A 20,431-nucleotide genomic window follows, 5' to 3' on the forward strand; every position below is an offset into this window, starting at 1 on the left:
GCGCTTAAATGCGTTAGCCTTCCGTTTTTTTTTATTTTCCAATGTCCCAGTTTAAAGAATATCTGTCCTTATATATAGTGTAGGGCGCAGGAACAACGGAAGCGCCGCAATATAAACGAGGAGGCGGTTTATTAATGAGTACGCAACAATATCGCGAAGTTAAACGTAAGGCAGCGGTGGGAGAACGGATTAAGATCGTTAACAGTGATCCGCGTGACTCTCGGCATAAAAACGGAGATGTTGGAACCGTTAACCAGAGCGGAGATGCCGGTATTTTTGTAACGTTTGACGGAAGTAATTACGGAAGTCACGGAGTATATGCGCGTGAATACGTCACGCTCGAACCGCTAGAATCCGCCGCACCTTCACCGCTCTCATCCGATCCCCTCTACGCAGCCTTCCGCCAGTTCGTCGCGGACAACGCCGCTGAGATTCGCGCGATTCTGCCGGAAGTTGAGGGGCTTTACAGCCCGAAAGAGCCGCAATTAAGCGCTAAGCCTCCGATTAGAGTAGCACCGATTAAGCCGCTGACTCGAGCGGAAGTTATCGCGAAGGCACGCGCTGATGTAGCGGAGTTGATACGGATTGGACACGATAGTCACTCGGACATCACGAACGAATCTCCGTTCCATAATCGTTGCTATACCGCCACCTTCCACGTTAACCGCGAAAAGCGGACGGTAACTGCGCTCGTCAATTTCGGAGTTACGCTAGAGCGCGTACCTGACGCTAAATTCATTGCAAAATGCTCGCCAGCCGACGTATTCCACGCGGATCTTGGCAAAGCGATCGCGCTACGTAAAGCGCTCGGATTAGCGGTGCCGACCGAATATACGGACGCGCCGCAACCGGAGAAAGCGGAGGTAGGAACCGTTGTACTTTTCGAAGGATACCGCGTAACCGCTCGTCCCGATACGGATTGGAACGTTAATTATACACGCGGTACAGCTTGCGTAAGTAGCGTCGTTATAAGCGCCGGTAAAATCCTCGACGACACCGACGTTGACTACAGCACCGTGACCACGAAAGGAGTTGCCGCCTAATGGACGTGTTGAATACGTATGGTGGAGAGACGAGCACATTTACGTTAATTCTCGCGGTTATCTGCGGATTGCTTGCGCTATTCTTCTTTGTTGGGGCGGTTCTCACGGAAGAGCCACTAGCGATTATAGTAGCGATACTCTTCGCTGTCCTTGCGCTCGCTTTGTGGTCTAACGCATCTGAACAGGTCCGCCACGAAGTCACACTCCGCCCAGACGGCGTTATCGACGCGCGTAAATACGAAATTATCGAACAGCGCGGCGCAATATACGTAATTGAGGAACGGAAAATCGCGCAAGAGAAGGTGGCGGAATGATGAACGCTAAATTAACGGCTATGATCGCGGCGCTCGGCGCGTACGCGGTAACGCTGTCGGACTTCGAATTCGAAATCCCGGACGAAATAGATGCGGAGATTGACGAGCTCCTCACGTCCGCTGACGAATTTGCAACGGGCATATCGGACGCTGAATCTAACGCAGTTCTCCTCGCGCAGTTAACGGAAATGCTCGACGCGATTAAGGCGGAACTAACCGCTGCGGGGACGACAATAACGATACCATCGGAGGAGAAAGAAAGTCTCGTAAATGCCTGCGAGTTTCTCGGTTGTCTCGAAGCATGCGGCGTAGATAATTGGGACGGATATAGTGATGCGCGGGAAATGCTGTGTGAGGCGGACGAATGATTCAGCGAATAATCGACCGCACGCAATCCGAAATCATGGCGGAGCGAAAGCGTCAGCGAGCGCAACAACTCGATAAATTACGAAGGGGTGAGCGTGTGAGAGAGCGCGAAAGCAGCGTAGTAAACGTTAAGCTTGTGCTATTACCAGGCGCAGAAATCCCGCAATACGCTAAGCCGGCCGATAGTGGCTTCGATCTCGTAGCGCAAGAGGATTACGTAGTCGAACCGGGAGCAACCGTGCTTGTGCGGACGGGAATCGCGCTAGAAATACCGGATGGCTACGAAGTCCAAGTGCGGCCGCGTTCGGGAATATCGCTAAATACGAAGCTGCGCGTAGCTAATTCGCCAGGAACCGGAGACTCATCGTACCGGGGAGAGATTAAGGTAATCATCGATAATATTGCGCAGGTTCGCTACTACGGTCACTCTGACGTGAAGAGGCATACCTCGCAAACATACGCAACTATCAGCGGAGAGTCGGTACCCACGGAAACTGTGCGCCATTACCGAAACGCACACTATGACGACGAGTTTTATACGGAAGCCCCAAGGTATGCGTTAGATGGATCGTATCTCATCCGTAAAGGAGATCGCATAGCTCAGGCTGTAATCTCGCCAGTCTCACGCGCTAACTTCGTAGTCGTTGCGGAATTATCGGAGACGGAGCGCGGTGATGGCGGATTCGGACATAGCGGAGTCAGCATATGAGCCGTCCGAAAGAGCATTACGCAATTCTACGCGACGGCTATCCGCTAGGAATTTCCGCTAACAACCGCTTTCTCCGCACATACAAAACGCGAGAGTCGGCGGAACGGTCAGCGCGTGATAAGGCGGCCGATGATGCGCGGTACGGTCGTGGCGACTATTATTACGAAGTAGCGCGGTTAATGTTCGCGATTAAACCGGAAGGGGCTGACGCTAAATGAAACGTATGGCGTGGATATCCGTTCTCATCTTCTCCGCCGCATTTTGGTTCGCGGTCGGCTATTACGTAAAGGAGGCGTTGTTTTGACTGCTAAACAACCGCTCGGACTCAAACCGCGCTACATTGCGGAAGCACCTCGTATGTACGAAATTAAAGACGCGGTTGTGCGTTATATGGACGCGGGCCTTCCGGTTCCGACCGAATGGCTTGCGGAGTATAACGAACTCGCCGAACGGAGGGAATGCGGATGAGCGCGGAGATAATACCGTTCCCTAACGCAGTCGCCGACGCACTCGAATCGCTCGCCAAACTAGCGCGTGCTGGCCGCATAACCGGCGTCATGTACGCGGCTACTGGACCGGACGAGCCTGCGGTATTAACCGGCTGGCAAGGCGTGGATATTTCGGAGCGCGCCGTAATGTTAACGCACATGCATTTCGATTTGATTGACGCTTATGTCCGCGAGAATTACGTAGAGTATTAACGGAGAAAGACGTAACGGGCAAGCGTCTTTCCCTACGCAAGAACTCGCCGCGCCAACGGTGGGCAAACGTTAAATTAAACGATAAGGGAGACGGTTATTAATGGAGAAAACAACGAAGTATTTGCGGTGCATTAGTATTGACGGACGCTGCGACCTCACAGTGGGTACGCGTTATGAAATCGAAGAAACGGCGGAGGTACACGGTGCTGACTATTACGTAATCATTGACGACGCCGGTGACCGTAGCCATTGGCCGATTGAGCCGGACGAAGACGGAGAGACTTACCGCAATTGGTTCACGCTAGAAACGGACGCTGACTCCGCGGCTATTACGCTGCTCCCGGACGAATCACTCGGCGGCATTCAACGGGAATATCGCGAGGTTAAGCGGAAGGCGAACGTAGGTGAAACGGTGAAGGTCGTCGCATCGGATAGCGCAGATAACGGAGTTGTCGGTAGTATCGGTGTATGTACACGTAATGACCAGTTTTGTGACGAGTCGATTGATACGACGTTGACACACGACGAGGACGGATTCATTGACGTTGTTCGCGCGGAATACGTAGTCCTCGAACTTACAGATATCCTGCGCATCAATAACGAGCGCTTCCGCATAGTCGACCGTAAGGCTGCGGTGGGCGAGCGCGTTGTTGTTACGAAGTCTCGCACGTTTAATATGAAGCCGGGAGACATCGGAGTATGCACGCTAACCGACGAGTTCTCCGACGCTTCGATTGACGCGGAACTGGAGGGCTACGGTAAAGTGTTTATCGACAATGCGGGCGAAGGTTACGCCGTACTCGAACCGCTAACATCCGCGGAACAAACGCCGACTCCAACGCCCCTATCTGCGCTACCTCTCGCCGACCAATACGCGGAGAACATTACGGTGCTCACACGTAAGATTGTCGCGCTCGAAGGCCGTATCCTTGCGCTAGAAACGGATACTTCGCCGGCTCTCGTGCCTTCTTACGTTAAAGTTGCGGAAGGTCCCGTTGATAACGCGCTACCTTCGTACGCAAAATCCGCTCAACAAATCCGCGACGAAATCGTTGAGCGTGCGAAGGCTGACGTTGAGAATCTGGCGGATGAGAACGGTCTCTACGCTATCGGGACGGACGGTAGATACGGTTTTGATATTGTGCGCGCCGAGTTTGTAATCAACCGTGAAAAGCGGACGGTAGTCGCTGTCATGCGCGACGTGTACAGTCTCGGCGAGAAGCGTGTTGTAGCGCGAGGCATCGCTCGCTGTGCGCCAGGCGAAACGTTCAACGCGCATATCGGACGTGCTATCGCGCTGAGACGTGCGCTAGGCTTGGCGGTTCCTGCGGAGTATCTGAACGCGCCACAACCGGAGGAAGTACGCGTAGGTGACATCGTAAGACTCCCGTATGGAGGCGTGATTAGAACGGTGGCTGCCGTATTAGACTCGCATGTGATGTATTCAAACGGTATGTGTAATTCACGCGGTATCCCGATCATTATCGATGACTCACGCGCAGAGGACAGCGGTGTAAAAGCCGCGCCTTCCCCGCGCAAGGAGGCTGCGTAATATGCCAACGGAATTATACGCGATTATTCGCAAATCTACCGGAGCGTTGGCGTGGAAACGCGCAGTTTATGCGGATGCCGGTGGCGCTAAGCAGGCAGCGCGCAGGGCTTGCGGAAATTGGATCAAGGACTACGCGATTGTACGGGTCGCTGGTAGCGTAACCCTAGCGTGGGATACGGACGCAGCCGGAAATTGGGTCAACGTTGAGAAAACGGAGGTGTCCGCGCCTACGGTATCCGTTACGGATTCACTGTACGGAAATAAGCGCTATCTTAACGTCGGGGACAAATGCGTAATAACCGTGAGCCCAGCGCAGACATTTACCGTGGAGGTGGCGTAATGAAACGCACAGTCACCGAGGTAATTGCGATGCTTAACACGCTTCCACTTGACGCTGAGATCGACGTACTTAACGTATGGTCGAACGGGCGCAAAGTCCGCCGGCTCAGCGATCAGGACGAGAATAGCCGCTGGCATCCGGCCGGCGAGTACCGTAAGATGACCGCGATTCTAATTCCGGAGGTGGGCGAATAATGACGTTACCTAATATCGGATTGATCGGCAAGCTCCGTTCAGGAAAGTCCGCTGCTGGCGACTACCTCGCGCAGAAATACGGCTACACGCAATTCGCGTTCGGCGACGAGCTCAAGCGCTATGCACACGAAATATTCGGCGATCCTGCGCCTGGGACGAAGCCGCGTGCGTTGTATCAAACGTTCGGACAAGCATGTCGCGCGATTGAGGACGGAATATGGATACGCAAATGTCTCGGCCGTATCAACCGGATGAATGGCGCGCGAGAATCCGCTAACCGCGAGGTAGGTGAGCACGTGTACTATCCGGTCAACGCGGTGATAACGGATTGCAGGCAGTTAAACGAGGCCGAAGCGCTAGCCGCACGCTCTTACGTCCTCATCCGCGTAGAAGCACCGGACGGCCTCCGCATCGAACGCGCAGTCAACTCGGGCGACACGTTCAATTACGCGGACTTGATGCACGGAACGGAAACGTCGCTCGACGGATACGCTGCGGACTTTACCGTAACGAATGACGCGGGGCTGGCGGAGTTGTATGCGCAGATTGACAAGATAATGGAGTCGCTGCGCTCCTCCCGGGAGGCGGCGTAATGACTACGAAAGAGTACCGCGAAGCGTTCGAATGCGGTTATTTCTACGGGCGGATTGACGCGATTAACGGCGCTGAGTATGACGATCGGACTCCGCTGGCTAAACGTGAGGAAACGGAGGGCGATGCGCACAATGACGCCGAACAACCACGTTAAAAATCCGCAAGACGGACGCTACTCATCGCGCTATCTTTCCCGCAAGCGCGTTGTTAATTGGGACGAAGCCGCCTATACGGTGCTGACGAGCGCACGGGACGCATCGCTTCATCCCGTAAATTGAGCGAAGAGGAGACGATATCCATACGCAACTATAACGTAACACCGCAATTACCTGCGAACGGACTAACGGTGGCTGAACTCTTTTGCGGCGGCGGATTAATGGCGGTCGGACTTAAAGCGGCTGGCTACGATATCACATTCGCGAATGACTTCGATAAGCGAGCGGCAGAAGCGTACGCATACAACATCGGCGATCACGTAATCTGCGGAGACATTACGGACGATACGCTGCAGGCGCGCATACCTGACGCGGACATTATCGCAGGTGGGCCGCCGTGTCAGGACTATAGCGTTGCGGGAACTGGCGCTGGCGAAGAAGGTGAGCGCGGAAAACTCGTATGGAATTATCAGCGTATAATCGGACGCAAGCAGCCGAAAGCTTTCGTATTCGAGAACGTTAAGGGACTGATTACGAAGAAGCACCGCCCAACCTTTGACGCCCTACTCTCGGAGTTTGACCGCATCGGCTACGTCGTCACCTGGCGCCTAATCAACGCATGGGACTACGGAGTTGCGCAGAAAAGAGAGCGCGTATTTATCGTTGGCGTGCGGAAGGATCTCGACTTCACGTTCGAATTTCCGGAGCCGAGCGTAGAGGATTACCGGACGCAAGTACTACGTGATGTGATCGGGGATTTACCGGAGCCTAACAGCGGTATTAATGCGCATACTCAAACGAAGGCTACGACGGTCAAGCGGACAGAAGGCGTCTATAATCAGCGCGCGTATAAAGCCGATTGGGATACGCCAGCTAAGACCGTATGTACTAATCGGCTGGATCACGCGGAGATTCATCCGGGCCCTGAGAATCACGATCCTAAACCGCTAACTCCACATGTTAGAGAACGCTTAAATAGTGGCGGCTATGAAACGTATTTGCGCAAACATCCCGCAGCCGAGCCGGACTTACCGAGCGCCACATTAACCGCACATCTCGCGAAGGGATCTCCGGACGGCATGTACTTTTCTCCAACGCAACCCCGCCGTTTCACTGTCCGCGAATGCCTACGAATCCAATCCGTACCTGACTCGTACGTGTTGCCTGACACAATATCGCTATCCGCCCAATACCGTATCGTTGGCAACGGAGTCGCATCGCGCGTCTCCTACGTGATCGGAGTCGCGCTAGCGGAGCAACTTAACGCCGTACTTACGCAGGAGGTCGAGTACAATGACGCAGCTTGATCGCTTCCCTCCGCCGGATGAGCCGAGAGTATCCGCGGTCTGTGCGTACTGTGGTGGAGAGATCTACGTAGGAGACACGTTAGTCTTGTACGCCAATAACGATACATCGCACGAGGGCGAGTGTGAGAGCGGATATATTGCGGCTGAACTTGGACTCGAGCGGTTAGTTGCGGAATAGATTCGCTAAATTCAACGTTAGAATATTTCACAATAGCGGAGGTTACTGCGTGCGGCAACGTTCATATAGCGTAGGGCTTCCGTATAAAAGGGGCGGATTATCATCGGATCAGTAAAAATCGACGTAGAAAAAGGCGCACGCACATACGAAGTTAAATACGTTTTAAACGACGCAGCAGGCGTAAAAAAGCTCCTCCGCGATCGACACCACGTAAGCAGCGCGCAGTTTAACGGCGACTATAACGCAGCAGACACGCTCATCGACTTAAACTCCGCCATCAATAGCGCCGGCCTTACGGATCGCCAAACGGAATCAATCGCGTGGGTTTATGGCGCTGATCTCACGCAATCTGACGCGGCGAAAGCGATGGGCATTTCGCAGCCAACCGTTAAGCAATCCGTAGACGAGGCGGCGGAGAAGATAGCGGCGGTATATAAGTGGTGGGAATACGGAGAGATTACGGCGGCTTACGTATTGACGGACGAAGACGATAACGAAACGGAGGCGGCGTAATGGCTGAGAAAACGTATATTGAACGCACGACAGCCGCAATTGAGGCGCTAGAATCCGCGCTTCGTACGTACTTTAAAGCGGAGGAACCGCGCGCCATTCCTTTCACGTATAACGGCGCCACTTACGATATTCGCGACCGAGAAACGCGCATATTACTCGTTGCCGCAATCCAGGACGCTTATTATCGCGAGCATGGCGAATACAACCAACGTAAACTCGACGAATGGTACGCGGAACAAGCGGAAGGCTCACGTAAGAAAACGCGCCAACGTCCGTCTCCGGTTAAAGTGGACTCCGCGCTAATGGACCGCTTGACTGACGCTATCCTTTACGAAGAGATTACGGACCCGAATCCGCATAAGATCGCACACACGGAATATCCGTTCATGTCCGAAAGGCAGCTCGATCTCCGGCGCGATCGTGAAACCTCGGATTCGGCTGCGGAAGCACACGGAGTTGATGGACGCGATCACCGAACGCCGACGAAGCGAGCGCGTACGCCTTATGAACGGAGAATGGTCGATGCTGGCGCGAAGATTCGGAATGCGGCGAGGGCTGCGCGCTATAAGCGTGATACAGCGCCGGGCCGGATTGTGCCGTACAATCTGCGAGATACTGGTGGCGAGCTTACGGAGCCGTTTACGCAGTGCGTCGGAATAGGTGCGCGGTGGCTGGCGGATATGTCAGCGGTTAACGAAGTGACCGTAGAGCCGGCGGAGGAAATAGTGAAGGAGGCTGCGTAATGGGTAAAGCATCGCGCGCTAGATGGGACGGTAATGTACGCTCGATGGCGATTGTAGCGAAGTCGGACGCGGATATCACGTCGGATGACGTACAGTTTCTACGCGATAATTACACGTCAACCGGCGGACTTTTACCGAACGCATACGCAGGGGGAGCGTTTTATACGCCTCCTCACGTAGCGCGTTTTATAGCGGAAGCATTGCGGGGGCTATCCGGAGGTTCATTTCCGCCGGGCTCCCGTTTCCTTGAGCCGAGCGCAGGTTCCGGCGTATTTATCGAGCACTTACCGCCCGACGCGGAAATAACAGCGCTCGAACTTGACGAGACATCCGCGCGTGTAACTTCGCTAATATATCCGCAGGCCAACGTTATCCAGGGAGACGCGTTCCTGCACGACCGCCGCGATTACTACGATTACGTAATCGGTAATCCTCCGTATGGCGTGAGTATAGACGTAGATGCTGCGGATCTACCTGACGCGTTCGAAACGTTGAAGATTACGAAAGGACGCGCGAAAGGGAAGTCGGAATCAGCGTTTATTGAGCTTGCGATTAAAGCGGTCAAGCCCGGCGGCTACATTGCGTTCGTGCTTCCGCTAGGTCTGAATTACGCCAACTATGCGGATACGATACGTAAGCTTTTGTATCATACGTGTTGGCACGTTGCGACGATCGGACTTCCCAGCGAGACATTTGCGATGACAGGTACGACTATTCAGACGCAGATACTAATCGTACGTAAAGCGCCGCCAGGCACTCCGCTGATTCCTTCCGCTGAGACACGTTGGGGATCGAATTTTAGGCGTGGCGGCTACGAAGATATAACAGAGTTTTGCGCTAAGTTTCTAGCGGGACAAACGCCGGCTTATTTCGCGCTGGTAACGGACATTGGCTACGATAAGGACGGTAAATCTACGGATAAATGGGGCGACGGCCTAACGCAAATGGACGAGTTAGTTGCGGATTTTACCGACGACTACTTAGTGCGCTCGAATCTGTATCCGCACATACCGTCGTGGCACAGCGTTAAAGACGTCAGCGCGTTTATGTTCTCACACGCTAACGATAGTTGTGACGGATATCGGGGCGCGAAAGGAACGTATCCTGACGGGCCTTACCGCTGGAATGAGTTGACGCTCGGGGCGGGCGTGGAGATAGCGTGGGAAGGCGAGGAGGTTAGTACGTTCGACTTCGGATGGCAGGATCGGATAGTTGACGCTTATTATGCCGAGCCTGCACCAATCCCCATATACGAAAATAGAGTCGCAGCTTAATCACGAGACCATAAAAAGGAGAGATGATAATGAGCGGTATTTCCACGCGGAAGTTCCCCGTCAAAGGGCCTTACGGGGATGACTTTTTAGTTAAACTACGTGAGTACACAAGCCCACACAGGGGCTACGGGATTGAGGTGACCTTATTAGTTAAGCGGAGGTGGTTCGGATTTAGAGGCGTGTTTAGACACTCGTATTATAATGGCGGGGGAGTTTACAACAGGAACGCCCCTAAATTGGTGAGCATAGCCCGCGAAGCGATCGGCGACTATGAAGAATCAGTAGCCCTAGAGTGCGATCGAGCAATACAGAGGGTAAAGGAAGCCGAGGAACGTCTAGGTGAGTTGCTTTACTTTGAGAAATGGGATGGAAGTTGGAAGAAGATCGCATAATTATTCCTCTGCGTCAAAGGTAAGTAACTCCGCAGCCGTAACGCTGAAATATACGCACAGCTTCGACAATAGTTCGCGCGGGTATCGTTCCATTTCGTCATTGTACATTATACGCACAGAATCGAAGCGGTAATCGATGTCCCGCGCCAGCTCGCGTATGGAGATACCGTGGGAGTCCGCTAGTGCTTTAAGGTTAGATCGTAAATACATGTAAGAAACACCTCCAGGTAATTACTATATAACGACTCGGTAAAAGTGTCAATTGTAGGAGGGCGGTGGTGGGAATGTTTGAAGATTATATCGGGTACGCGCGGTCTATGTATATTGTAATGTTTCTTTTGGGGATGGGCGTAACAGTTCTTGGGTATATCGTCGGTCTTGCAATATACGCGGACGTAAAAAAGATATTAATTGCCTGTTGACACGTTAAACGAGTCGTGGTATATTTAGTACATAAGAACGACACGTTAAACGGGTCGATAAACCGGAGGTAATTAAAATGAAAACAATGAGCAAATTAGCAATCGAAGTACGCGGTTACTTTATCGAACAGGTAATAGGAAACGGGGACAACTCCGCAGCCGGAATTAAGGAAATTCTAAGCAATCCAGAAACATTGGCTCAAGTAAACGCGCTTTGCGAGATCGCAGCAACCGTTGAAGAAGGTGTTACGATTCCACAAGGACAACGCAGAGCATTCTTCCTAAATCGTATCGCGGGGCTAACCGCGTGATCGTCGAAAATTTCACGCAGTATCAACCGAGGTTCCGCGCATGGTTGCGGAGTCTTGGCGTTATCGAAGGCAGTTCCGTTATGTTATTCGAGTACATGTCGTGGGTATCCCGCAAGGCTGACGAATATATGAGCATCGCGGGGATCACGTTTTTTAACGAAGGCGACCACGTAAACTTTACGGAGTGGTTATTACGGGAGGCAGACGCAAATGAAATACAAAGGGCACGTAGTGTGTAGTAGATTCGTAGCAGGGCGCTACATGAACGGGCGGCTATACGTGAGGACAGCGGGCGGCAATTACGTAGCGATTACGCTATTGTTGGCGGAGGGAGCGCAATAACATGGACTATTATACTAACCACAGCGTACATTTACGTGTTCTTTACGCTAAATACGGATCGGACATGGTTAGCGCGGTTCATGCCCGCATAGTTAGCGATAAATTGCGTGAGCCGTGGCACACAGACGCGGAGGTGCTGGCGATAATACGCGACCTGGACCGCGCATACCGCGATATCACTGTCCCGCCTAGCTTGCGTATTTAAACATACAGGCCGCGCGCATAAAGTACTCATCGGGCACCTTAACGGAGGCGTCCGTAATATCTTCGATTATTCCGCTGCCTACGAGTTCGTCTGCGATGAATATGACGATGGGCGAGCGTTCTAGCTGCGCGGTATAAAGTTGAACGTTCGAGGTTAGCGGCTTCATAAATCGGCTCATTTGCGTAGTCCTTTCGTAAGTTAGTCCGTACAATTTCGACAGATTAGCGCCAGTTCCTTCCGGGGAGGTGGCGTTTTTATTTGCGCCGATACCTATAAAAAGCGTGATTTCACGGCTATACATATGTAAGGAATTTTTTTATGAGTCCGTCCGATACCCGACATTTAGCGTGATTTGCGGACTAAGAGAGTACAGAGCGATAAGGACAACGAATGTCGCGGGTAAACTCCGCGCACCTTACGTTACACATTCGAATAGGAGGCGTTGTATATGAGCGGAAATATCGCTGAAATGAGCGTAAAGATTAACGTAGATACGGTTGATATCGCGGAGACAATTCGCGGACTCAAGGCGATCCAGCGCGAGGCGAAAAAAGCTACGCAGGCATTGCGCGATTTAGAGAGTGCGCAGGTAAAGGCGGGTGAGCGCGAATGAATACGCTGCTTGGGTCACTACTCCCTCGAATTAATCAGCATTTCATTCTTACAAATACTGACGGCACGCACATGAGCCGCAGAGATATTAGCGAATACTTAGGCTTAAGCTACAGTCACGCATGTAGATTGTTACGGGAAGCACTCGATGACCGCGCTTTTGCGGAGTTCAAGATGGGCCCGCATGTGAAGTTTATAGCGAATCCTTACGCAGTTCACGAAAATCCAGAGCCCGCACCTATTCTCACAGCGGTATTCAAGGGTAGGTGTGCGTAATGAATAACGCAGGCATCCACGTTTACTATGACGAAGCGCTCGGCCAATACCGCGAGAGTTATCCGGTAGATGGCTACATACATGAGTCGGTAGAGGATCGCCAACGCAAACGCGATCATGCGCAACGGGCGGCTGCTATAGGGCGTGACCAACGCCATTACGTACAAGCCTATCACGAGCCCGTCCGCAAGCTTACGTCAATGCTCGGCTTAAACGAGCTAGGCGCAATCATGAAGCTACTTCCGTATATGCGTATGGATAAGGCGGGCGATTTGTACTACGAAGGCGTGCGCATGGGTTCCGTTGAAATAGCGAAGGCGATCGGTAAAGCGCCGCGCTGGACAGCTACGCTAATTAGTACGCTTATGCGCTGCGACATCTTAACGGAGAAACGCGAAGGTCGCCGTAAAGTATACGGAGTCAATCCGGAGTATCACGCGATCGGACGAACGTTGAATGACGGGCGCTATACGAAGGTTTATCAAACGAAATTGCGGTCGGATGTGCGGGACTTAACGGTCCAGGCAGCCGGCCTTTTATATTGCATGATACCGTACATACATTACAAGATGCTTTACTTGTGTACGAATCCAGACGATCCGAATACCGACGCACTCAACCACATTACGCAGGCATCATTCGCTAGAATCGTCGGCATAGACGAACAGACAGCGCGCAGAGGGTTGCGGGAATTGAGTAAGCACGGATTTATTATGCGTTCCGATTCGTTCGGTACCGTAGTTATCCGTATGAATCCTGACGTAATGTACCGGAAAGAGACGTGCGACGACGAACATACGCAAATGGTGCGTCATGAGTTTACGCAGAATAAACGCGCTATGCAGGCGGCTTTTGACGGGGATGATTCGGATCTTCCTTTTTAGGGGGTATCAAATACTGCATTCTTAGGGCTAAAAGGGTATCAAATACTGCATAGTTCAAAAGGGGACTCAGCCTTAGAGCGGCGCGGGTTACAGCCGTTTTGGGGCCTGAGCTCCTCTTATCTTATGAGCTAACGCCATAAGACGCCGAAGATTCGGAGAAGATCGCTCCGACACTGCGGCTAAAATCGTGCCTTGTGTATCATATATTTAATCCGCGGATCTTAAATAAAAGATTGGGCGCAGTTAAATAACATGTTCCGAAGGCGCGACAGCGACGAGGGATTTAGCTGAACTTTGGCTGAATCAGCACTTGAACTAAACCTTTGTCTGATAGATACATGAAGCTTATTCATCGAAGTATCTCATGTAGGCAACACCTATAACAACGCGGATCTTAAAGCGGTAGCGAACGTACAGTGAGCGGAGGGATAGCGTAATGTCTGACGTTAATCACGTTGAAATAACAGCGGAAGGAATGCGTATCGTAAGCGGAGAGCGCACGCTATTACTGACGTACGAATACGGACAACCTTGCGCTTATATTACGGATACAAACGGTGGTTATCGCAGCGTTATAGTTACGGAGGGATGGTGTGAACATAAAGGCGGGATTATACCACCGGATGTTAAAGCGCACCGCGATGACTACGTATCTCACGATTACGCGCGTAAACTACTGGCGCTGGTTATCGGTACCGACGTAGATAACGTTGAGTATAACAACGGTAGTTATTACGCTTGTGCACGTAGTAGAGGCGGAGCCATAACGCATAAGTACGAGATAACGTAATACATAGCGCTGTTCTTACGCTTTGCCCGAGCGTATGAGTAGCGCTGTTTTATTACGTTGATTTAACGTTAAATTAGGCGCTTTAATAGCGCATGAGTATAAACGTAAGGACAGCGTATATAAGCGCTAATAGACGGAGAGGAGGCGGACGAAATAGCGAGACAGCTAACGCAAGAACAGTACGATGCTATAGCGTGGATGGCGCAACCTAAACGCGGAGGTAAGACGTACGAAGAGATAGCGGAGATCATCGGCGTACATAGATCAACGTTATTTGAGTGGAAGAAGAATACCGCATTCGAAGCGGAGTTGAAGCGTCAGATGGTACGTAATAGTCAGGAGAAGTTACCGGAGCTGATCGAGTCACTAGCGGTGATAGCTATGCGGGACGGTAACGCGGCTATGGCGAAGCTTGCACTACAGATTAACGGATTGCTTACGGATAAGGTCGAGATAGATACGAAGCTTGACGCAAGTACGGATGTAGACGCGTTGAGACAGCGCATAGAGGCGTTAAGGGTACGTAAGGATAGCGAGTCGGATACGGAGGAATAACGCGCTATTATATGAAGGAACTCGCGCAGGTAGATGCGACTAACAGCGACTCGGCTCCGTTTTACCTGCACGGCTCGCCTGACGCGCGCCACTCCGTAAACTTTCGGACTTCACCGGAATAAAGCGTATTTACCGTTGCATAAGCGCTGCATAAACGTATGAATAGGCGCTCGGCTTACGTTGCATAAACTGGAAACGGAATATAGCGTTAATAACCGTTAAGCCGCGCAGTTACAACGTTCTTGCTGCGCGTGTACTGGTAAATGTATATGCAACGTATAATGGCGTTTTAGGCTGCGGAATATGTGCGGTCATAAACGTTGATGTGGCGCGGTTTTATGCGGGTGTCAAGGTGAAGTGCTTTAGTGCAAAATCCGTGTTTTATGCGGTAGTCTGCGTATATCGATGTATAACGTAATGATTACGATGATTTAGCGGAGTAAAGCACGCAATACCCCCAAGGCCCCTCGTCAGGAGGGCGCTTTCTGGCGTACGAAATTTCCGCGTATCAAAATTAACGTTTGGGTTTCGGTAGCCAAGCGCAGCCACACGTAATTTAACCGTATAATCACCGTTGAATTAGCCCGCGAATCCTTTCCGGAGTATTAGCGGAAGGGTAGCGCATTAAACACGCTAATTTCACGGTGAAAATCAACGTTCGGAAGGGAGGTGGTATCTATCGCATGGATTAACGGTAAATGGAGCGCAAGAAACGAACGCAGCGAAGTAATCAGCGGAATTAACGGACTCATTGATTCGTTGGTTGGCGTAGATATCGCGTCTCTTCCGGAAGAGGATCAGCGCGCGATCGACGAACAGATAACGGAACTTGAGCGGCTAGAGCGTATACAGCGTTGTGAAACGTCGCTACTCGATTTCGCGTTAGAATACTTTTCGGAGGCGCGCAATCCCGGAAACGACGGAAATTGGGACGGATTCGATATCTTAGACATATCGGAAGCGCCTGAGTTTCACCGTGAAATCGCCGCGCTAATGGACGATGTAAGTAACGTACATACAAACGATAAGGTAGCGGAGGCAGCGCCCCGTTCTCACGCGAAATCAACGTATTTATCGAAGGCGTTTCCCTTACGCGAGATTTGTTACCGTAAGCGTCGGTATGTAATAACGATATCAGAAACGCCAGCGGTATCAAGCGCTAACCTCGATTGGATATCGTTGCAGCTCAAGAGTAACGAAAAGCTCCGAGCGGACTTTGGACCCCTGTTAAGCGCAAAACAGCAAGAGAATCCGAAGGACAATAGCTCGGAGTTTATCGCATGGGAACCGCGCGAAGACGGTACGAAACGCTTACTCGCGAAAGTAGAGGCGGCGTCAACCGGTCAAGCACTGCGCGGACGTAACTGGAACCAAAAGCGTCCGGACCTCATTATTTGCGATGACCTCGAAGATATCAAGTCTAACGCAGCCACTCCGGAACTCCGGCGGAAGTTGAAGGACTGGTTTTCTCAAACGGTGATGCCGCTAGGTGATCCGAAAGGTAAGCGCACAGCCTTCGTATATATGGGAACGACCGTCCATCACGAAGCGCTACTCGTTGATGTCCTATATAATCGCGCTGACTTTAAAGCGAAAGTCTATCGCGCAGTAATTGAATGGCCCGAGCGTATGGATTTGTGGGAAGCGTGCCGACTCGTTTATAAAGATCCGGATAGGCCCAAAGAGCAGCGTGTTATCGACGCTATGGAACTATACGAATTGAACCGCGAGGAAATGGATCGTGGCTGCGTCGTATTGTGGCCGGAAGCACAGCCGATATGGAAACTAATGACGTGGAAATGGGATAACGGAAGCAAAGCGTTTAACACGGAGTATATGAACAATCCGGTCGATGAAGAGTCGATGATATTTAATCCGGAGGCGTTCACGTATTGGGAAAACGGACCTCTAAAAGATACCTTGACGACCTTTGCGCGCCCGACACATGTTCCGTTTTTAGACGTTTATATGGGCGTTGACTTTGCGATGGGGAAAACGCGCGGAGACTATAGCGCCATTGTCGTTATTGCACGCGATAAGAAAACGGGAACTAAATACGTAATTGATGCGTTCGGTGAGCGAATTAAACCGGACGCTTTTTTGCGTGTAATCGTAGAGAAGGCGCTCAAGTATCAGCCGAATGCGATCGCAGCCGAATCGCAAGCAGCGCAAGAGTTTTTCGTTATGCAGCTTAAAGATGCGCTTAAGGCTGCGGGATATCCGGCGCAAACTCGCGTTAAGGAAATATATCAGCGTTCGCGCAAAGGGCTACGGATTGAGGCGATGATGCCGGCGATTGAAAGCGGAGAGATACAGTTTTCGCGGAAACATGCGCTAATGCTTGAACAATTCGAAATGTACCCATCCGGCACGCATGACGATTTACCAGACGCTTTGGAGATGGCCATAAGTATCGCGAAAACTGGACGTAAGAAGATACGGAATAAACCAAACGGAATGTAAACGGAGGAGAGGACGCACTTGGCTACGAAATTATTCGAGACTGGCGCTATTTATCCGCCGCCGTCTCACATACCGCGACTTGCACGCTATAAACGCGGACGCACGATATTTGACGGACGACATCCGGAAATATACGATCGCGCGTCATCGCTACTGAAAGATACGCCGCACGCCGCGCAGCTTAAAACGCTGTTCATCGCGGTTAACCTCATGGACATATTGCTGACGAAGCCGGCGGATTTGCTAACGGGTGAGCCGCCAACGTTTGAAGCCGGAACTGGCGCAGGTTCACGCGAACAGGAGCGGCTCGACTCGATCGTCGAAGAGAACGATATTACGTTAATGACGCACGAGCTCGTTATAGGCGGCGGCTACCGGGGCGACTCGTTTATTAAAGTCCGCTATGATACGCGTGCCGACGTCAGCGAAACGGAAGCACTCGGTTTAGCTGCGCCGGAAACAACGCTCGAACCTATTATCGAATCTGTACGCGCGGACATCGTATTTCCGGAGTTGTCGACGGGCTCGCGTAAGAAATTCAAAGCGATTAACGCCGCGTGGGTCGATTGGGTCGAAGAACCCGGCGGAAAGGTCGTACGGTGGCTCTACGGTAAGGCGGCTTCCTACGTGCCCTATCTCGTAGTCGAGCGCTATATTCCAGGATATATCTTGCATGAACGCTATGAACTTTCGGAGGCTGGCGTAAACAACGACTGGGGCGTGCCGATCTCAACGTATTTAATCGGCGATAAGGTAGCTACTGGACGCGAGGAAGACATTGAGGCAACGGGAACGGACCAATTACTCATCCACCACATTCCGTATAAAAGCGTTGATGATCGATGGGAAGGTATTAATGGCGTCGAGAAATTAGAGAGTGTGCTTAGCGCGATTAACGAACGCTTAGCGCAGATAGATTATATCCTTTGGAAACACAGCGACCCATGGATGTACGGTCCGGAAGATATCGGAGACGACGATGGTACCGATAATACGATACGCTCGGTTGGACGCTATATCCCGGTCGGCAAAGAAGACGCAACTCCCGGCTATATGACGTGGGAAGGCCAGCTAACGTCCGCGTTTACGGAGCTCGACATATTACTCGGACTCGTATATCAAATGTCAGAAACGCCGCAGTGGTTATTCGGTACAACGCTCGCCTCGGACAAAGGCGGAACCGGCACGTCACATACGGACAGCGGCGCAATTAAAGCGCGGTTTATGCCGATCCTGGCGAAGGTTAACCGCATCCGCGCGCACGTTGACCGCGCTTTACGTGACGCTATTTGGACCGCGATGCAGCTCGAAAACTACGCTAATGAAGGCGTGAGCGGCTTCGAAAAGTATGATCCGATCTACCCGCGTATCAAGTGGCGCGATGGCGTTCCTATTGACGAAAAAGAAGCCGCAGAGGTAGCGCAGATACGTACGGGCGGTAAGCCGACGATTTCCGTACACGACGCAATCAAGACGCTAGACGGCGTTGATGACGCAATGGCGGAGGAAATTATAGTGCGGATTGATGCGGACGAGTCACGCACGCTCGGCACGGTCGATTCAGCGGTGTTTAACGAATGACGCCGCTAATCCCGGAGCCAACGTACAATTACGAAGTCGCCGTCCTCGTCCGCGCATATAAAAACGCAATACTCGCGATAAGTGCGGAACTATCACGCTTAGATTTAACCGCAATGTCACGCGCTAATTCACGCGCCGCACTCGCCGAGGTTGCGGCTATTTTGCGTGGGCTGAATACGGAGTCCGCCGAATGGGTCGCGAAGCACATACCGTTAGCAGCAACGGACGGCATCGCGCTCGCTATCGTTAACCTCGGCGCTGCTGAAACGTTAGAAGAGGCGAAGAAGATCGTTAAGTTTAACCGAATCAATCGCGAGTTTGTCGCGTCAGCCGTTGCGGATACACAAGCGGATTTACTTGCGGTTACACAAAACGTAGACCGCCGCGTTAAGCTCGCTATCCGCCAAGCGACCGCCGATTCAATGCGCGCTAATCTGTCGCGCGGAATTAACGGTAATCGAACGCTGAACGCCGACATTTTACAGCGGATGAAGAAGACGTTAGGCAGCGCGGTTGATACCGGAATAATTGATGCGGCCTCAAGGCGCTGGGCTCCGGAAAATTACGTTAAGATGCTGACTCGTACGAAGATGGCGACGACACAGCGCGAGTCAACGATTAACGAAGCGGTAGGACGCGGCGCTTATTACGGCGTGATTTCGAAGCATAACGCGGTCGATAAATGCCGCGAGTACGAAGGAATGATCGTTAAACTTACGCCGGATGCGCCTGGGAATTACCGTTATATTGGGGACCTACCGCGCAATGAAATCTTTCATCCGTGCTGCGCCCACGTTGTAACAGCGATACGCGATCCGAAACTATTGGAGCGCTAGGCTCCGCGTCCAGACGTGAATTGACGCGATAAACTTTACGGTCAGACATACGATAGCCGACGGGCTCAAAACGGACGGAGGTATTACGATGGAAAACGAATTAAAACGCTCACGATATACGATGAATCTGCAGCACTTTGCGGAAGCCGATCCCGATCCGGACCCAACGCCGCCGGCACCGGATAAGACGTTTACGCAAGCGGAACTCGACTTAATCGTAGCGGACAGGCTCGCGCGTGAACGTAAGAAAGCGGAGAAATTCGCAGATTACGACGAATTGAAAACGAAGTTGACTGCGCTAGAACTGGCGGAGGCTGAACGCGCAAAAGCGGACTTGACAGAGGCGGAGCGCTTAACTGCCGATCTCGAAGCTGCACGCATTAAAGCGCAGGAAGCGGAGAATCGCGGTACTGCCGCAATAACCGCCGCTAATAGACGATTGATTAACGCGGAGTTTAGGGCGTTAGCGCGCGAGAAGAACGTGCCAGCCGATCGTTTGGCGGCTGCGTTAAAACTGGCGGACTTAGGCGCCACATCCGTCGATGACGAGGGTAATCCGGTCGGCGTGAAAGAAGCGGTCGAGGCGCTTATTGTGGCGGAACCATACTTAGTAGCGGAGACAAAGCCGAAGCCTATTGGCGGCGGTGGCGGAGGTAATCCGGACGAGGACGAGAGAAAGACGCTTGAGGCGCAACTCCTAGAGGCACAAAAGGCGAGGAACTTTTCTAAGGTTATTGAAATCTCAAACAAATTAAACAAGAAGTAAGCCAAGGCTACGG

The 20,431-nt window shown here is 51.9% G+C and carries 31 protein-coding genes; 30 read left to right on the plus strand and 1 reads right to left on the minus strand.

Going from position 1 to position 20,431, the window contains the following annotated elements:
- Positions 1–134: 134 nt before the first annotated feature.
- The 17 genes from MHB64_RS09680 to MHB64_RS09760 all read left to right on the plus strand — a co-directional run bounded on the left by MHB64_RS09680 (position 135) and on the right by MHB64_RS09760 (position 10,375).
- Positions 135–1,043 carry a hypothetical protein gene (locus tag MHB64_RS09680; protein WP_341134264.1) on the plus strand — a complete coding sequence of 303 codons (909 nt, stop codon included), beginning with the start codon at positions 135–137 and terminating at the stop codon, positions 1,041–1,043.
- Positions 1,043–1,357 (plus strand): hypothetical protein, encoded by a 315-nt coding sequence (locus tag MHB64_RS09685; RefSeq protein ID WP_341134265.1) that lies wholly within the window; start codon positions 1,043–1,045, stop codon positions 1,355–1,357. Before MHB64_RS09680 ends, MHB64_RS09685 begins: the two co-directional genes overlap by 1 nt.
- On the plus strand, positions 1,354–1,725 hold the full coding sequence (locus MHB64_RS09690) for a hypothetical protein (protein WP_341134266.1): 372 nt from the start codon (positions 1,354–1,356) through the stop codon (positions 1,723–1,725). The genes MHB64_RS09685 and MHB64_RS09690 overlap by 4 nt, the downstream gene beginning before the upstream one ends.
- Complete coding sequence (locus tag MHB64_RS09695; protein WP_341134267.1) at positions 1,722–2,432, plus strand: dUTP diphosphatase; 711 nt, start codon at positions 1,722–1,724, stop codon at positions 2,430–2,432. The genes MHB64_RS09690 and MHB64_RS09695 overlap by 4 nt, the downstream gene beginning before the upstream one ends.
- Positions 2,433–2,693: 261 nt before the next feature.
- Positions 2,694–2,900: a hypothetical protein gene (locus tag MHB64_RS09700; RefSeq protein ID WP_341134268.1), complete on the plus strand. Its 207-nt coding sequence runs from the start codon at positions 2,694–2,696 to the stop codon at positions 2,898–2,900.
- Positions 2,897–3,133 carry a hypothetical protein gene (locus MHB64_RS09705; RefSeq protein ID WP_341134269.1) on the plus strand — a complete coding sequence of 79 codons (237 nt, stop codon included), beginning with the start codon at positions 2,897–2,899 and terminating at the stop codon, positions 3,131–3,133. The genes MHB64_RS09700 and MHB64_RS09705 overlap by 4 nt, the downstream gene beginning before the upstream one ends.
- Positions 3,134–3,767: 634 nt before the next feature.
- Positions 3,768–4,685, plus strand: a complete 918-nt coding sequence (locus tag MHB64_RS09710) for a hypothetical protein (RefSeq protein ID WP_341134270.1) — start codon at positions 3,768–3,770, stop codon at positions 4,683–4,685.
- A 1-nt stretch (position 4,686) separates the two neighbouring features.
- Positions 4,687–5,025 carry a hypothetical protein gene (locus MHB64_RS09715; protein WP_341134271.1) on the plus strand — a complete coding sequence of 113 codons (339 nt, stop codon included), beginning with the start codon at positions 4,687–4,689 and terminating at the stop codon, positions 5,023–5,025.
- The gene (locus MHB64_RS09720) at positions 5,025–5,219 is read left to right on the plus strand and encodes a hypothetical protein (protein WP_341134272.1); all 195 of its coding nucleotides are present in this window, start codon (positions 5,025–5,027) and stop codon (positions 5,217–5,219) included. Before MHB64_RS09715 ends, MHB64_RS09720 begins: the two co-directional genes overlap by 1 nt.
- Positions 5,219–5,812, plus strand: a complete 594-nt coding sequence (locus tag MHB64_RS09725; protein WP_341134273.1) for an adenylate kinase — start codon at positions 5,219–5,221, stop codon at positions 5,810–5,812. The genes MHB64_RS09720 and MHB64_RS09725 overlap by 1 nt, the downstream gene beginning before the upstream one ends.
- Positions 5,812–5,967, plus strand: coding sequence for a hypothetical protein (locus MHB64_RS09730; protein WP_341134274.1), 156 nt, complete (start codon positions 5,812–5,814; stop codon positions 5,965–5,967). Before MHB64_RS09725 ends, MHB64_RS09730 begins: the two co-directional genes overlap by 1 nt.
- Positions 5,968–6,024: 57 nt before the next feature.
- Positions 6,025–7,275, plus strand: a complete 1,251-nt coding sequence (locus MHB64_RS09735; RefSeq protein ID WP_341134275.1) for a DNA cytosine methyltransferase — start codon at positions 6,025–6,027, stop codon at positions 7,273–7,275.
- On the plus strand, positions 7,262–7,453 hold the full coding sequence (locus MHB64_RS09740) for a hypothetical protein (RefSeq protein WP_341134276.1): 192 nt from the start codon (positions 7,262–7,264) through the stop codon (positions 7,451–7,453). Before MHB64_RS09735 ends, MHB64_RS09740 begins: the two co-directional genes overlap by 14 nt.
- 276 nt (positions 7,454–7,729) lie before the next feature.
- Positions 7,730–7,966, plus strand: a complete 237-nt coding sequence (locus tag MHB64_RS09745; protein ID WP_341136063.1) for a sigma factor-like helix-turn-helix DNA-binding protein — start codon at positions 7,730–7,732, stop codon at positions 7,964–7,966.
- A gap of 302 nt (positions 7,967–8,268) precedes the next feature.
- Positions 8,269–8,709, plus strand: a complete 441-nt coding sequence (locus MHB64_RS09750) for a hypothetical protein (RefSeq protein WP_341134277.1) — start codon at positions 8,269–8,271, stop codon at positions 8,707–8,709.
- Between the two features lie 44 nt (positions 8,710–8,753).
- Entirely contained in the window at positions 8,754–9,983 is a 1,230-nt protein-coding gene (locus tag MHB64_RS09755) for an HsdM family class I SAM-dependent methyltransferase (RefSeq protein WP_341136064.1), read from the plus strand.
- Between the two features lie 29 nt (positions 9,984–10,012).
- Positions 10,013–10,375 (plus strand): hypothetical protein, encoded by a 363-nt coding sequence (locus MHB64_RS09760; protein WP_341134278.1) that lies wholly within the window; start codon positions 10,013–10,015, stop codon positions 10,373–10,375.
- On the opposite strand, the gene MHB64_RS09765 is transcribed toward MHB64_RS09760, so the two are convergent.
- Positions 10,376–10,585, minus strand: coding sequence for a helix-turn-helix domain-containing protein (locus MHB64_RS09765; RefSeq protein ID WP_341134279.1), 210 nt, complete (start codon positions 10,583–10,585; stop codon positions 10,376–10,378). It lies immediately after the preceding gene.
- A gap of 68 nt (positions 10,586–10,653) precedes the next feature.
- On the opposite strand from MHB64_RS09765, the gene MHB64_RS09770 reads away from it, so the two are divergent.
- The 13 genes from MHB64_RS09770 to MHB64_RS09830 all read left to right on the plus strand — a co-directional run bounded on the left by MHB64_RS09770 (position 10,654) and on the right by MHB64_RS09830 (position 20,418).
- Positions 10,654–10,797, plus strand: coding sequence for a hypothetical protein (locus MHB64_RS09770; protein ID WP_341134280.1), 144 nt, complete (start codon positions 10,654–10,656; stop codon positions 10,795–10,797).
- Between the two features lie 86 nt (positions 10,798–10,883).
- Positions 10,884–11,108 (plus strand): hypothetical protein, encoded by a 225-nt coding sequence (locus tag MHB64_RS09775; protein WP_341134281.1) that lies wholly within the window; start codon positions 10,884–10,886, stop codon positions 11,106–11,108.
- Entirely contained in the window at positions 11,105–11,347 is a 243-nt protein-coding gene (locus MHB64_RS09780; protein WP_341134282.1) for a hypothetical protein, read from the plus strand. Before MHB64_RS09775 ends, MHB64_RS09780 begins: the two co-directional genes overlap by 4 nt.
- Before the next feature lie 104 nt (positions 11,348–11,451).
- The gene (locus MHB64_RS09785) at positions 11,452–11,655 is read left to right on the plus strand and encodes a hypothetical protein (protein WP_341134283.1); all 204 of its coding nucleotides are present in this window, start codon (positions 11,452–11,454) and stop codon (positions 11,653–11,655) included.
- A 448-nt stretch (positions 11,656–12,103) separates the two neighbouring features.
- Entirely contained in the window at positions 12,104–12,268 is a 165-nt protein-coding gene (locus MHB64_RS09790; RefSeq protein WP_341134284.1) for a hypothetical protein, read from the plus strand.
- Complete coding sequence (locus MHB64_RS09795; RefSeq protein ID WP_341134285.1) at positions 12,265–12,543, plus strand: hypothetical protein; 279 nt, start codon at positions 12,265–12,267, stop codon at positions 12,541–12,543. The genes MHB64_RS09790 and MHB64_RS09795 overlap by 4 nt, the downstream gene beginning before the upstream one ends.
- Positions 12,534–13,427 (plus strand): hypothetical protein, encoded by an 894-nt coding sequence (locus MHB64_RS09800; RefSeq protein ID WP_341134286.1) that lies wholly within the window; start codon positions 12,534–12,536, stop codon positions 13,425–13,427. Before MHB64_RS09795 ends, MHB64_RS09800 begins: the two co-directional genes overlap by 10 nt.
- 436 nt (positions 13,428–13,863) lie before the next feature.
- Positions 13,864–14,217 carry a hypothetical protein gene (locus tag MHB64_RS09805; protein ID WP_341134287.1) on the plus strand — a complete coding sequence of 118 codons (354 nt, stop codon included), beginning with the start codon at positions 13,864–13,866 and terminating at the stop codon, positions 14,215–14,217.
- A gap of 153 nt (positions 14,218–14,370) precedes the next feature.
- Complete coding sequence (locus tag MHB64_RS09810) at positions 14,371–14,772, plus strand: phBC6A51 family helix-turn-helix protein (RefSeq protein ID WP_341136065.1); 402 nt, start codon at positions 14,371–14,373, stop codon at positions 14,770–14,772.
- A 669-nt stretch (positions 14,773–15,441) separates the two neighbouring features.
- Positions 15,442–17,235, plus strand: coding sequence for a phage terminase large subunit (gene terL, locus MHB64_RS09815; RefSeq protein ID WP_341134288.1), 1,794 nt, complete (start codon positions 15,442–15,444; stop codon positions 17,233–17,235).
- 18 nt (positions 17,236–17,253) lie between these two features.
- The gene (locus tag MHB64_RS09820) at positions 17,254–18,816 is read left to right on the plus strand and encodes a portal protein (RefSeq protein WP_341134289.1); all 1,563 of its coding nucleotides are present in this window, start codon (positions 17,254–17,256) and stop codon (positions 18,814–18,816) included.
- Positions 18,813–19,652, plus strand: a complete 840-nt coding sequence (locus tag MHB64_RS09825) for a phage minor capsid protein (protein WP_341134290.1) — start codon at positions 18,813–18,815, stop codon at positions 19,650–19,652. The genes MHB64_RS09820 and MHB64_RS09825 overlap by 4 nt, the downstream gene beginning before the upstream one ends.
- A gap of 88 nt (positions 19,653–19,740) precedes the next feature.
- Positions 19,741–20,418 carry a phage scaffolding protein gene (locus MHB64_RS09830; RefSeq protein ID WP_341134291.1) on the plus strand — a complete coding sequence of 226 codons (678 nt, stop codon included), beginning with the start codon at positions 19,741–19,743 and terminating at the stop codon, positions 20,416–20,418.
- Positions 20,419–20,431 lie beyond the last annotated feature (13 nt).

It is taken from the genome of Paenibacillus sp. FSL K6-2859, from assembly GCF_038008265.1.
Lineage (GTDB): Bacteria > Bacillota > Bacilli > Paenibacillales > Paenibacillaceae > Paenibacillus_AQ > Paenibacillus_AQ nitricinens.